This window comes from Streptomyces sp. NPDC001373, from assembly GCF_042895815.1.
Lineage (GTDB): Bacteria > Actinomycetota > Actinomycetes > Streptomycetales > Streptomycetaceae > Streptomyces.
On the sequence record NZ_JBIAWQ010000005.1, the window covers coordinates 367095 to 378948 of the forward strand.

At 74.7% G+C, this 11854-nt stretch carries 12 protein-coding genes; 6 read left to right on the forward strand and 6 right to left on the reverse strand.

The window, feature by feature from the left end:
* The first annotated feature begins 269 nt into the window (after positions 1-269).
* Complete coding sequence (locus ACFY15_RS14945) at positions 270-2084, forward strand: ABC transporter ATP-binding protein (protein ID WP_390686880.1); 1815 nt, start codon at positions 270-272, stop codon at positions 2082-2084.
* Between the two features lie 61 nt (positions 2085-2145).
* On the opposite strand, the gene ACFY15_RS14950 is transcribed toward ACFY15_RS14945, so the two are convergent.
* Positions 2146-2739: a TetR family transcriptional regulator gene (locus ACFY15_RS14950; protein WP_390686881.1), complete on the reverse strand. Its 594-nt coding sequence runs from the start codon at positions 2737-2739 to the stop codon at positions 2146-2148.
* 146 nt (positions 2740-2885) lie between these two features.
* Here ACFY15_RS14950 and ACFY15_RS14955 point away from each other — a divergent pair, with 146 nt between their 5' ends.
* From ACFY15_RS14955 to ACFY15_RS14965, 3 genes are all read left to right on the forward strand, one after another.
* Positions 2886-3761: a class I SAM-dependent methyltransferase gene (locus ACFY15_RS14955; RefSeq protein ID WP_390686882.1), complete on the forward strand. Its 876-nt coding sequence runs from the start codon at positions 2886-2888 to the stop codon at positions 3759-3761.
* Positions 3762-3832: 71 nt separating this feature from the next.
* The gene (locus ACFY15_RS14960) at positions 3833-4186 is read left to right on the forward strand and encodes an STAS domain-containing protein (RefSeq protein WP_390686883.1); all 354 of its coding nucleotides are present in this window, start codon (positions 3833-3835) and stop codon (positions 4184-4186) included.
* A gap of 34 nt (positions 4187-4220) precedes the next feature.
* Entirely contained in the window at positions 4221-4727 is a 507-nt protein-coding gene (locus ACFY15_RS14965) for an ATP-binding protein (RefSeq protein ID WP_390686884.1), read from the forward strand.
* On the opposite strand, the gene ACFY15_RS14970 is transcribed toward ACFY15_RS14965, so the two are convergent.
* On the reverse strand, positions 4699-5280 hold the full coding sequence (locus tag ACFY15_RS14970; protein WP_390686885.1) for a hydrolase: 582 nt from the start codon (positions 5278-5280) through the stop codon (positions 4699-4701). The two genes, ACFY15_RS14965 and ACFY15_RS14970, sit on opposite strands and share 29 nt — an antisense overlap.
* 235 nt (positions 5281-5515) lie before the next feature.
* Here ACFY15_RS14970 and ACFY15_RS14975 point away from each other — a divergent pair, with 235 nt between their 5' ends.
* Positions 5516-6565: an enoyl-CoA hydratase/isomerase family protein gene (locus tag ACFY15_RS14975; protein ID WP_390686886.1), complete on the forward strand. Its 1050-nt coding sequence runs from the start codon at positions 5516-5518 to the stop codon at positions 6563-6565.
* A 7-nt stretch (positions 6566-6572) separates the two neighbouring features.
* Here ACFY15_RS14975 and ACFY15_RS14980 read toward each other — a convergent pair whose 3' ends face one another.
* The gene (locus ACFY15_RS14980) at positions 6573-7316 is read right to left on the reverse strand and encodes a TetR/AcrR family transcriptional regulator (RefSeq protein WP_390686887.1); all 744 of its coding nucleotides are present in this window, start codon (positions 7314-7316) and stop codon (positions 6573-6575) included.
* Positions 7317-7587: 271 nt separating this feature from the next.
* Here ACFY15_RS14980 and ACFY15_RS14985 point away from each other — a divergent pair, with 271 nt between their 5' ends.
* On the forward strand, positions 7588-8343 hold the full coding sequence (locus ACFY15_RS14985; protein ID WP_390686888.1) for a class I SAM-dependent methyltransferase: 756 nt from the start codon (positions 7588-7590) through the stop codon (positions 8341-8343).
* Between the two features lie 107 nt (positions 8344-8450).
* Here the strand turns inward: ACFY15_RS14985 and ACFY15_RS14990 are convergent, their stop codons facing one another.
* From ACFY15_RS14990 to ACFY15_RS15000, 3 genes are all read right to left on the reverse strand, one after another.
* The gene (locus ACFY15_RS14990; RefSeq protein WP_390686889.1) at positions 8451-9521 is read right to left on the reverse strand and encodes an alpha/beta hydrolase; all 1071 of its coding nucleotides are present in this window, start codon (positions 9519-9521) and stop codon (positions 8451-8453) included.
* Between the two features lie 160 nt (positions 9522-9681).
* Positions 9682-11268, reverse strand: coding sequence for a molybdopterin-dependent oxidoreductase (locus ACFY15_RS14995; protein ID WP_390686890.1), 1587 nt, complete (start codon positions 11266-11268; stop codon positions 9682-9684).
* 388 nt (positions 11269-11656) lie between these two features.
* Positions 11657-11848 carry a hypothetical protein gene (locus ACFY15_RS15000; protein WP_390686891.1) on the reverse strand — a complete coding sequence of 64 codons (192 nt, stop codon included), beginning with the start codon at positions 11846-11848 and terminating at the stop codon, positions 11657-11659.
* Positions 11849-11854 lie beyond the last annotated feature (6 nt).

Consider the following 11854-nt stretch of genomic DNA (forward strand, 5'->3'; position numbering starts at 1 on the left):
CCTCACCCACCACCCGCACCGGCGGGCGGACCTGGAGTCGCTCCCGAACATCAAGACCTACTACCAGCAGTGCTTCTGAGCCCCTGAGGCCCGAGGCCCCGCGCCCCTGCTCCCGCTGCGCGGCCGATACGCCCTGTCGCGCGCCGCGTCCGTTCCCTTACAGTGCGTGATGCCCGTATCGGACCGAAAACACATGGACCGTACGGGCGCCCTTGCGGAACACTGCGGAACCTTGCCTGACGGTCCGACACAGCAGGGTTGGTACGGGAATGCCACAATCGCCCAAGAGTTCGCCGAGCAGGGGCTCGGTGTTCCTCGCACTTCGCTACTACGGACGGGAGCTGGCCCGCCTCAGGCGCTGGACCGCCCCCGCGATGCTGCTCCCGGCGCTGGGCAACATCGGCATCAACTACGTGGCGCCGCTCGTCGTCGCCAAACTCGTCGGCCGGATCTCGGACGGCTCCTCCATCCGTACGGGCGACATGCTCCCGTACGTCGCCGGCTTCGCCTCGGTCCTGCTGCTCTCCGAGGCGATGTGGCGCCTCGGGCTGCACTGCCTCAACCGCGTCGACGCCCTGGGCGTCGAGCGCCTGTACGTCATCGGCCTGGACGAACTCTTCGCCAAGGACGCCGCGTTCTTCCACGACAACTTCGCCGGCTCGCTCACCAAGCGGGTCCTCAGCTTCGCCTCCCGCTTCGAGGAGTTCGTCGACGCCCTGACCTTCAACATCGTCGGGCGGCTCGTCCCGCTGGTCTTCGGATCGGTGGTGCTCTGGCAGTACGACCCGCTGCTCGTCGGCGGGCTCCTGGTGATGATCGCGGTGACGGCGGTGGGCACGGCGCCCCTGATCCGCCGCCGGCAGGCCCTCGTCGACCAGCGGGAGGAGGCGATCGCCCGGGTCTCGGGGCACGTCGCGGACAGCCTGATGAACATGGAGACGGTGCGGGCGTTCGCCGCCGAGCGGCGCGAGGCCGCCGAACACCGGGCGCGCGTCGCGGAGTCGCGCCGGCTCATGCTGCGGTCGTGGGACTACGGGAACCTGCGCATCGACACCCTGGTCGCGCCCATGTCGGTCCTGACCAACGCGCTCGGCCTGTTCCTGGCCGTGTCCCTCGTCGGCAGCGGGCACGGGGTGGAGGCGGTCGTCGTCGCCTTCACCTACTACGGCAACGCCACCCGGATCATGTTCGAGTTCAACCAGATCTACCGCCGTCTGGAGAGCTCGATGACGGAGGCCGCGCAGTTCACCGAACTGCTGCTGACCCCGCCGAAGGTGCTCGACCCCGCGTCCCCCGAACCGCTCGGGGCGGCGCGGTCCGCCGACGTCGCCTTCGAAGGGGTGCGCTTCACCCACGCGGGCGGTTCCGAGCCGCTCTTCGAGGGCCTCGACCTGTCCGTCTCCGGCGGGTCGAAGATCGGACTCGTCGGGCGCTCCGGCGGGGGGAAGACCACACTGACCAGGCTGCTGCTGCGGATGACGGACGTCGACGCCGGGCGGATCCTCATCGGCGGGCAGGACATCAGCCGGCTGTCCCAGTCCGACCTGCGCGGTCTGATCGCCTACGTGCCCCAGGACCCGGCGATGTTCCACCGCACCCTGCGCGAGAACATCGCCTTCGCCCGGCCGGGCGCCACCGACGCCGAGATCCGCCGCGCGGCCGAGGCGGCGCACGTCACCGAGTTCGCCGACGCCCTGCCGGACGGGTTCGACACCATGGTCGGCGAGCGCGGGGTGAAGCTCTCGGGCGGACAGCGCCAGCGGGTCGCCCTCGCCCGGGCGATCCTGCGCGACGCGCCCCTCCTGCTGCTGGACGAGGCGACCAGTGCGCTGGACTCCGAGAGCGAGCTCCTCGTCCAGGACGCGCTGTGGCGGCTGATGGACGGGCGGACGGCGCTCGTGGTGGCCCACCGGCTCAGCACGGTCGCCACGATGGACCGGCTCGTCGTCCTCGACCGCGGGCGGATCGTGGAGCAGGGCACGCACCAGGAGCTGCTCGCCGCGGAAGGGGCCTACGCCAAGCTGTGGCAGCACCAGTCCGGAGGCTTCCTCGACGGCGCCCCGGCCGGGGCCGACCTGCACTGACGGGGGGCCGGCGCGCCGGCGGCGGGGCGGGGCGGTGGGGCGGCGGGGGCCGGTCCGCCGGTCAGGCCGGGGACGCCGGGACCAGGGCGGCGATCAGGCGGGCGACGCTCTCGTGGGGGTCCGGGCCGTCGGGGTCGCGGGTCATCAGCAGGTGGTGGACCGTGCCGACCAGGGCCAGGGCCACCGCCCCGCAGTCCAGCCCGGCCGGTACGCGGCCCCCCGCACGCTCCCCGTCCAGGTAGGCCCGTACCGAGTCCTCGATCCCCGCGAACCCCGGAGCCCCCGACCGCAGCGCCTCCCGCGTGTGCAGGGCGGCGGCCGGCCGGGTGAGGGCGAGGCCCACGACGCCCGGGTCCAGGGAGTCCAGCAGACCGAGCGCCACCCCGGCCAGGTTGCCGGCCACCGTTCCCCGCCCGGTCCGCGCGGACAGCTCGCGGGCCGACCGCGCCCCGCGCGCGAACCGGTCCAGGACCAGCTCCGCCACGAACTCGTCCAGCCCGGCGAAACGGGTATGCAGGACCCCCTTGGCGCAGCCGGCCTCGGCGGTGACCGCCCGGCTGGTGAGGGCGGCCGCGCCGTCGCGGGCCACGACGCGCTCGGCGGCGGCGAACAGGCGCTCGCGCAGATCCGGGATGGCTACTCCACGGGGTGACATCGGAACGCTCCGGTTGACGAGGCGGGGTGACGGTGCCTGCGGGGGTGATTGCAGGTATGGGCGACTGCCCATACTGTAGCGCCCAGGGTTTGGGCGTACGCCCATTCTGCCGTCCGGCAGACCCGGTACACGGAGGAGACCGACCCATGAGCGACCTGCCCGGCACCCCCATCGCCAACACCGCCCAGGCAGAGGCGTGGAACGGCTACGACGGCATCCACTGGGCCACCCACCAGGAGCGCTGGGACGCCGTGAACGACGGGTTCAACGAGCCCCTGCTCACCGCGGCGGCGATCGGCCCCGGCGACCGCGTCCTCGACATCGGCTGCGGCGCGGGCCGCACCACGCGGCTCGCGGCGCGGCGGGCCGCGGGAGGGGCCGCGGGCGCCGAGGGCGGGGCCGAGGGGCTGGACCTGTCCGGCCCCCAGCTGGCCCGGGCCCGGGCCTCCGCCCTGGCCGAAGGCGTCGGCAACGCGGCCTTCACCCAGGGGGACGCCCAGGTGCACCCCTTCGCGCCGGGCTCCTTCACCCACGCCGTCAGCCGGTACGGGGTGATGTTCTTCGAGGATCCCCTGGCGGCCTTCACCCACGTCGCCGGGGCCCTGCGCCCCGGAGGCCGCCTGGCCTTCGTCGTCCCCGCCGAAGCGGAGGCCAACGAGTGGATGCAGGCCTTCCAGGCCCTGGACGGGATCCTGCCCGTCGGCGGCTTCCCCGCTCCGGGCAGCCCGGGCATGTTCTCCCTCGCCGATCCCGCCCGCACCGGGGACCTGCTCCGCGCGGCGGGCTTCACCGGGGTGGAGTCCGCGCGGACCGAGGCGTACGGGGTGTGGGGCGCCGACGCCGAGGACGCGGCCGGCTTCCTCCTCGGCACCGGTCCCGGCCGCCACCTCCTCGACCAGGCGGGACCCGGGGCGCGCGCCGAGGCCCACCGGGTCCTGGCGGACCACCTGCGCCCGTTCGAGCGCGAAGGCGCGGTCCGGCTGCGCGCCACGGCGTGGCTGGTCACCGCGGTGCTGAGGTAGACGGCGCGTGTGTGCATAGGGTGCCGGGACCGGGGCAGACGCAGGGAAGCGCGCGGGAAGGGTGATGCCGGATGGTGATGCCGGGAACGGAAGGCGAGCGGTTCAGCGTCGCGGTTCGGACGGTGGACGGGGCGGTCGTCCTCACGCTCGGCGGCGAGCTGGACCACGACACGGCGGAACCCCTGCGCCAGGCCCTGACGGCTGCGGCCGGCCGGGGCGGGCGGCTGGTGGTGGACATGGCCGGGCTCCGGTTCTGCGACTCCACCGGGCTGAACGCACTGCTGCACGGCCGGATCGCGGTCGAGGAGTCCGGCGGCTCCCTGGAGCTGGCCGGCCTCGGCGGGCCGGTGGCCCGGATGTTCCGCATCACCGGAGCGGACTCGGTCTTCCCCGTGCACACGGACGTGGAAGAGGCGCTGGGATGAGACCCGGCCGGTGAGGAGAGGGGGGAGGAGGGCCATGGAAGAGCGCGGGCCGGTCAACCCGAACTGGCTCCTGGTCCTCGACGGGATCACGGACCCCGTCTCGCGCAGCCGCGACTTCACCCGCCGGGCCATGAACGCGTGGAACTGGCCCCTCTCGACGCCGGAGGGGCGCCGGACCGCGGAGGACGCGCTCCTGCTGGTCTCGGAGGTCGTGGCCAACGCCTGCCGGCACGGGGGCGGGCCCGGGGCGCTGGTACTGGACTGTACGGGGGACCGGCTCCGGATCGAGGTGACGGACCTCAGTCCGGAGCCGCCCGTGCCGCCGGGGTTCCCCGTCCGGAGCGGCGCGGGCGGCGCCCCCGGGCGGCCGGGCGGATACGGGCTGCTCATCGTGGAGCGTCTGGCCCGGGACTGGGGCTGGCGGCCGGGTGTGGTCGGCAAGTGCGTCTGGCTGGAGCTGCTCTGCCCGCCCGGGGTCGGCGGCCCGCCCGGCGCGCCGGCCCGGGCGGGGCTCAGCGGGTGGAGTCCAGCGCGGCGATGATCTCGGCGGTGGAGCTGACGCGGCCGATGCGCGGGAAGATCTTCTCGAAGCTGTGGGCGTGCGAGGCGGCGTCCAGGTCCGCGGTGGCGTCCTCGGCGAACACCAGGCCGTAGCTGTGCTCCCAGGCGGTGCGGGCGGTCGACTCGACGCCGACGCTGGTCGAGATGCCGGCCAGCACGATGCGGTGGACGCCGCGCCGGCGCAGCTGGAGGTCCAGCTCGGTGCCGGTGAAGGCGCCCCAGTGCCGCTTGGTGACGGTGACGTCGCCCAGTGCCGCCAGTTCCGCCGGGATCTCGGAGAAGGCGGCCGGCGGGGCGGCGGCGGGGCCCGGGCGGTCGACGTCGGTGGTGGGGAGGTCGCCGCCGTCGGGCGACCAGGCGACGTTGACCAGGACCACCGGCAGCTTGTGGGCGCGGAAGGCCCGGGCGAGCGCGATGCCGTTGGCGAGGACCTCGCCGGCCGGGCGGGCGGTGGGCATGGCGAGGATGCCCTGCTGGAGGTCGATCAGGACCAGGGCCGTGGCGGGGTCGAGGATCAGTTCGGAGGCGGTCATGGAAGCTCCTCTGGGCTGCGCTGCGCGGGGTGGTGACGCAGACTCATCCTGCCCGGTGCGGGCCGGACCGCCCGCCCCGGGGCGCTCCGCGCCCTGCGCACCGCCGCCGGCGGGCACCGAACGGGGCGTTCCGCAGTCAACGGTCACGCACGGCTTTAAGCCCCAAGCCGTTCAGACATGACGAGATCGTCAGAAACGATCTTCATATGGCGCCGCAGCCGACATACTGACGCCTGTGAAGACCGAAGACGAAACCGTTCAGATCGGCACCGAAGGCTGTACGGGCCTGATCACCCTCAACCGTCCCGAGGCCCTCAACGCCCTCACCCGCCCCATGGTGCTGAGGATCGGGGAGGCGCTGACGGCCTGGGAGCACGACCCGGCCGTCGAGCAGGTCCTGCTCCGCGGGGCCGGCGAGCGGGGCCTGTGCGCGGGCGGCGACATCCGGGCCATCCACGCCGACGCGAAGGCCGGCACCACCGACTCCCTCGCCTTCTGGCGTGACGAGTACCGGCTGAACGCGCGCATCGCCCGCTACCCCAAGCCCTACGTGGCTCTGATGGACGGGATCGTCATGGGCGGCGGCGTGGGGCTGTCGGCGCACGGCGGATTCCGGATTGTCACCGAGCGCTCCCGGGTCGCCATGCCCGAGACCGGGATCGGCTTCGTCCCCGACGTCGGCGGCACCTACCTGCTCTCGCGCGCCCCCGGCGAACTGGGCACCCACCTCGCCCTGACCGGTGCGGCGGTCGGACCGGGTGACGCGATGCTGTGCGGGCTCGCCGACCACTACCTGCCGTCGGACTGGCTGGAGGAGTTCACCCGGGAGCTCACCGCCGGGCCGGTGGCCGAGGTGCTGGGGAAGTTCCACGGCGCCACCGCTCCCAAGGCCCCGCTCGCCGCCGAGCGGGAGTGGATCGACCACTGCTACGCCGCCGACACCGTCGAGGAGATCCACCAGCGGCTGCTGGCCACGGGCCTGCCCGCGGCGCGCGAGGCCTCGCAGACCCTGCACGCCAAGTCCCCGACCTCCCTGAAGGTCACCCTCGCCGCCCTGCGCCGCGCCCGCGAACTGGACTCGCTGGAGCGGGTGCTGGAGCAGGAGTACCGGGTCTCCAGCGCGGCGCTGTCCGCCCCCGACCTCGTCGAGGGCATCCGCGCCCAGGTCGTCGACAAGGACCGCCGGCCGCGCTGGTCCCCGGCGGCCCTCGTCCAGGTCAGCGCGGCGACGGTGGAGCGCTTCTTCGCCCCCCTCGGCGAGGGCGCCGAACTGACCTTCCCCTGACGGGGGTTCAGCCACGTTCGAGCCGGGTCGCCAGCCCGTCGAGGACCCGCTGGAGTCCGTAGTCGAAGTTCTCGTCGCGCATCCGCGCCGGGTCCCGGCCCTGCCAGGCGGAGGCGTGGTCCTTCGTCAGCGGATGGTCCTCGAGGGCCTGCTGGGAGGCCGGCACCAGGGACTCCAGCCACTCGGTCTCGCTCTTGCCGCTGCGGGCGAGGAGGGAGAGGTAGGAGGCCTCGCTGGTCGTCGCGCCGATCACGTAGGAGATGACGGCCTTCATCGCGAGGTCCGCCTCCGCCTTCGGGAACCCCGCGGCCAGGGCCATGGCCAGCATCCGCTCCGACATGCGCATCAGGTTCGGGCCCAGGTGCGCCAGCCCGACCTGGCCGAGGACGGACGCCACCCAGGGGTGGCGCAGGACCATGCCACGCAGGCTGTGCCCGCTGTGCGCCAGGGCCTCGCGCCATCCGTCCGGGCCGGTGGCCGGCGGCAGTTCGAGCTCGCCGTAGACCTCGTCCACGACCAGCTCGATGAGCTCGTCCTTGTTGGCCACGTGCCGGTAGAGGGAGGTGGCGGCCGTGCCCATCTCGCTGCCGAGCCTGCGCATGCTCAGCGCCTCGATGCCTTCGGCGTCCAGCAGCCGTACGGCCGCCGCGACGATCTGCTCCTGGCTGAGCGCGGGCTGCTCCTTCTGCCGGCGAGGCCGGGTCCAGACGGAGGGGACGGGCGGCGGGGTCTGCTGCTCTGATGAGGACATGCTCCCAGCCTAACGCGATGCGCACACTGTACGCAGCGTGCGTACGCCCGGATGGGGGGCGGTCGGGAAACGTGCTCCGGGTCCGGTCGGAACGCCCTCGTGACGGGCCTTGACGGGGGTGTGGGCGGACGGGCGGCGCGGGGTGGCAGGGCGCGGCCGGGCGGCACGCAGGCGGCGGCCGGGCGGCCGCGACGGGTATCCGCACACAGGCTCCTACCTGGGGTCATATGACCGATCTCGATATCATGTCCCCCTGGTGAAAGGGGAGTTCATGGACCGGAACATACGCTCGGTGGACGACGTGCTCAACCTGCTGGACGGCCTGTTCGCGCCGGGGGCGGACCGCTGGACGGCCGGTGGCGCGGACTGGTGGGACGGCTTCTACGCCGACCGCTCCAGGCCGGTGCCGTTCTTCGTGGCCAAGCCCGACGAGAACCTCGTCTCCTACCTCGACCGCGGCCTGATCGCCCCCGGCCGCGCCCTCGACCTTGGCTGCGGGCCGGGCCGCAACGCCCTGCACCTCACCTCCCTGGGCTTCGAGGTGGACGCCGTCGACCTGTCCCCGACCGCCCTCGACTGGGCCCGGGACCGCGCCCGGGAGGCGGGCGCCGACATCCGCTTCCACCACGGCGACGCCTTCGCGCTCGCCGCCTCCGGCGCCCTCGGCGGCCCCTACGACCTGGTCTACGATTCCGGCTGCTTCCACCACCTGCCGCCCCACCGCCGCATCAGCTACCTCGGCCTCCTCGAACGCTCCCTCGCCCCCGGCGGCCATCTCGGCCTCACCTGCTTCGCCGCCGGTGCGATGGGCTCCGAGCTGCCCGACGCCGAGCACTACCGCCGCGGCGGCCTCGGCGGCGGCCTCGCCTACGATCCCGAGTCCCTGCGCCGGATCTTCTCCGGCCTGGAGGAGCGCGAGCTGCGCCGGATGCGCGACGAACCGGAGGAGGCCCCGCACTTCGGCGAGGCCTTCCTCTGGACGGCCCTCTTCCGCCGGCCCGCCGACGCTCCCGCCGGCCGACGGTAGCCACCGGCACCCGCCGGCCGGCCCCCCGCCCCGCCGCCCGGCCCCAGCCCGCTCGGGACGGCCTGACGGACGTCCCCCGGGGGCGGCCGTGACGGGCAGGGCGGCCGCTACGACGGGCTGACGGGCGCGGACAGCTCCGAACTCAGCCAGCCCAGCGCGTCCGGGTACATCCCGGTCCAGGTCTGGAAGTTGTGGCCGCCGGCCGGGCGGACGAGGGTCTTCACCCGGACCCCGCTGCCCTGCGCCGCCCTGCTGAAAGCGGCCAGCTGCTCCGGCGGGCTGTCCCGGTCCTGCGCGGAGGTGGCCAGGAACAGCCCGACGTCCACCCCCTTCGCCTGCCCGACCAGCCACATCGGGCTGTTGTGCTCCCGCAGCACCGGATCGGGCAGCACCTCCGGGTCCCCGGTCAGCGGATCCGGGTCCAGGGCCGCACCCGCGCGGAACACCTTCGGGTACTGCAGGGGCAGCTTCGCCGCGCAGAACGCCCCCGTCGACACGCCCATCAGCCCCCACCCCTTCGGCTCGGGAAGGGTCCGGAAGTTCTTCTGCACCAGGTCCGGGACGTCCCGCGCGAGCCAGGTGGCGATCTTGCGCTGCGGGGTGTCGGTGCAGTCCGTGTTCACCCCGCCGGGGTACACCTCGGGGATCACCAGGATGAACGGGTGTGCCGCACCCAGGCGCACCAGCTGCTCCAGCGCGTCCGGCATCGAGCCCAGGTCGAGCCAGGAGCGCGGGGTGCCCGGGTAGCCGTGCAGCAGCGTCAGCACCGGGAAGCGGGTCTTCTCCGCGCCCGGGGCGTCGTACTCGGGGGGCGTCCACACGGTCACCTGTCCGGCGAGCTTCGAGTGGCTGCCCCGGAAGTAGGTGGTCCGCGTGCCGTTCTCCCCCGGAGTGAAGCGGGCCCGGCCGACCGGGGGGCCGGTCATCGCCGAGGCGTTCGCGCCGGCGCCGGTGCCCAGCAGGTCGTCCCAGGAGGCGTAGAGCCCGTAGCCGTCGTTGATCCACGCCGCCACCACGCCGATGGCCGTCAGCTGGCACAGGCCGATCATCAGCACCCGGGCCGCCCAGCGCACCACGCGCGGACCCGGCACCCGGTTCCACAGCAGCAGCGCGAGGAGCATCGCCAGCACGGTGACGGCGATCATCGTGGCGAGGAACGACGTGCTGGTCAGTTCCACGGCGTCGGCTCCTGACGTACGGCCCCACAGCGTCATGTCCCCGGGACGCCCGGCATCCACGGGTCATCCCGGAATCTACTGCCATCCCCGGATTCCACGGGCATACCCGGTATCCGCACGTACATCCGGTATTCCACCACAATGTACGACCCCGGAGCCCCTACGCGCGGACGCTCACCGTGACCGAGTGCCAGCCCGTCGCGCCGTCGGGGAGGGTGCCCCGGCGCTCCGGCGTCTGTACCTCTCCCCGCCCGTCGGTGGCGCGGACCTCCAGCGTGTGCTCCCCGGGTGCCGCCTCCCACGGCCATACCCACTGCCGCCAGGTGTCGTTGCCGTCGGCGTCGCCGAGCCGGGCCTCGTGCCAGGGGCCGCCGTCCGCCCGGACCTCCACGCGGGAGATTCCTCGGTGCTGTGCCCAGGCCACCCCGGCCACCGCCACGGGCCCCGGCGCGAGCTGCGAGAAGAGGCGCGGGGTGTCGATCCGCGACTGCGTTTTGACGGGGGCCCGCTGCGCCCAGGAGCGGCGCACCCAGTACGCGTCGTAGGCGGCGAAGGTGGTCAGCCGCAGCTCGGTCAGCCACTTGCAGGCGGACACGTACCCGTACAGGCCCGGGACGACCATCCGGACAGGGAAGCCGTGCGCGAAGGGCAGCGGCTCGCCGTTCATTCCGACGGCCAGCAGGGCGTCGCGGCCGTCCATCACCGTCTCGACGGGCGTGCCGATCGTCATCCCGTCCACCGAGCGCGCCACCAGCTGGTCGGCCGGGCCGCCCTGCGAGGGAGGCCGCACCCCGGCCTCGCGCAGCAGGTCGGCGAGGCGCGCGCCGAGCCAGCGGGCGTTGCCCACGTACGGGCCGCCGACCTCGTTGGACACGCAGCACAGGGTGATGTCGTGCTCGGTCAGCGGGCGGGCGAGCAGATCGGCCAGGGTGAGGGTCAGGGGCCGGGAGACCCCCTCGCCGTGGACGGTCAGCCGCCAGGAGCCGGCATCGACGCGGGGGACGACGAGGGCGGTGTCCACCCGGTAGAAATCCGCGGCCGGGGTCACGAACGGCCCCACGCCCGGCACCTCCAGGTCCGCCCCGGCGGGCACCGGCGGCGCGGGCACGGCCGGGGGCGGCAGGACCAGGTCCGCCCGGGAGGCGGTGGCTCCGGCCGAGCCGTGGGCGCCGAGGCGCCGCCCCGCGTACCCGGCCACCGTCGAGGCGGCGACGGTGGCGGCGAGGAGGCGGCCGAACCCGCGGCGGTCCATCGGCCAGGTCCCGCCGGGCCGTCCAGCCGCCGGCCGGGGCCGCCGCAGGGCCGTGACCAACAGGTACAGGACGCAGGCGGCGACCGCTCCGGCGACAAGGGAGGGCAGCGCATCCTTCCACCCGGCTTCGGGGCGGCCGAGCGCGGCCGCGGCCCCGACCAGTCCCACCGTCCCCGCGAGCGCGCATCCCGCGCGCAGGCGGCGTACGGCGAGGGCCCCGGTGGCGGCGGAGAGCGCGGCGAGGACGGCGACGACCCCGAGGGTCAGCACCAGCTTGTCGGAGGTGCCGAAGGAGCGAATGGCCCACTCCTTGACGGCGGCGGGCGTACGGTCCACCACGGCCCCGCCCACCGCGGTGAGCGGGGCGGCCTCCGGCCGGACGAAGGCGGCCGCGAGCGCGGCGGCCGCCAGCCCGGCGAACGCGGCGGCCCAGCCGCAGACGGCGCCGGACCAGTCCGGGGGGCGGTGCGCCGGGTCCGCCTGCACACGTGTCATGGGGTCACCTCCGCGCCGGCCGGCCGGACACCACGGACCGGAGCGGCCCGCGCGGCCCCCTCGGAGCCCTCCCGCCAACATAGCGCCGCCCACCCCGGCCGGGGCCCCGCCACCACCCCGGGCGCGCCCGCGCCGGGCGCACCGCACCCGCCCTGCCCGGCCCCCTGCCTGCGGCGGCCCTGCCTGCGCTGCCCCTGCCTGCGGCGGCCCTGCTCGCGCGGGCCCTGTCCGGGCAGGCCCTGCCTGCGGCGGCCCCCTGCCTGCGCCGGCCTCGGCTCGCGCCGGCCTCGGCTCGCCCGCGTCGGGCGGCCCGTGCCCTGCCCCGACCGCGTCCGTTGCCGCCCTGCCGGGCCGGGCCGGGCCCCGCCTGCCGTCCGCGGCGGGCCGGTCAGGCCCCCCGTGCCCCCGGGGGATCCGGCGTCGTTCCGCGGGCGCCGCCCCTGGCGGCCGCCGGGGCGGGCCGGTCGGTGTCCGAAGCGGGGGCGGACGGTCTGCGTTTGCGGAGTTCCACCACGCCGTCGGTGATCCCGGCGGCCGGGGACGCGGGGGTCTGGGGGCGCTCCTGCGCGTTCTCGTACATCTCGGT

Bases quoted from the DNA above. Each gene is read 5' to 3' on its own strand.
- ACFY15_RS14960 (WP_390686883.1), top strand. From the start codon at position 3,833: ATGGTGATGCCGGGAACGGAAGGCGAGCGGTTCAGCGTCGCGGTTCGG.
- ACFY15_RS14945 (WP_390686880.1), top strand. From the start codon at position 270: ATGCCACAATCGCCCAAGAGTTCGCCGAGCAGGGGCTCGGTGTTCCTC.
- ACFY15_RS14985 (WP_390686888.1), top strand. From the start codon at position 7,588: ATGGACCGGAACATACGCTCGGTGGACGACGTGCTCAACCTGCTGGAC.
- ACFY15_RS15000 (WP_390686891.1), bottom strand. From the start codon at position 11,848: ATGTACGAGAACGCGCAGGAGCGCCCCCAGACCCCCGCGTCCCCGGCC.
- ACFY15_RS14995 (WP_390686890.1), bottom strand. From the start codon at position 11,268: ATGACACGTGTGCAGGCGGACCCGGCGCACCGCCCCCCGGACTGGTCC.
- ACFY15_RS14965 (WP_390686884.1), top strand. From the start codon at position 4,221: ATGGAAGAGCGCGGGCCGGTCAACCCGAACTGGCTCCTGGTCCTCGAC.
- ACFY15_RS14970 (WP_390686885.1), bottom strand. From the start codon at position 5,280: ATGACCGCCTCCGAACTGATCCTCGACCCCGCCACGGCCCTGGTCCTG.
- ACFY15_RS14950 (WP_390686881.1), bottom strand. From the start codon at position 2,739: ATGTCACCCCGTGGAGTAGCCATCCCGGATCTGCGCGAGCGCCTGTTC.
- ACFY15_RS14980 (WP_390686887.1), bottom strand. From the start codon at position 7,316: ATGTCCTCATCAGAGCAGCAGACCCCGCCGCCCGTCCCCTCCGTCTGG.
- ACFY15_RS14955 (WP_390686882.1), top strand. From the start codon at position 2,886: ATGAGCGACCTGCCCGGCACCCCCATCGCCAACACCGCCCAGGCAGAG.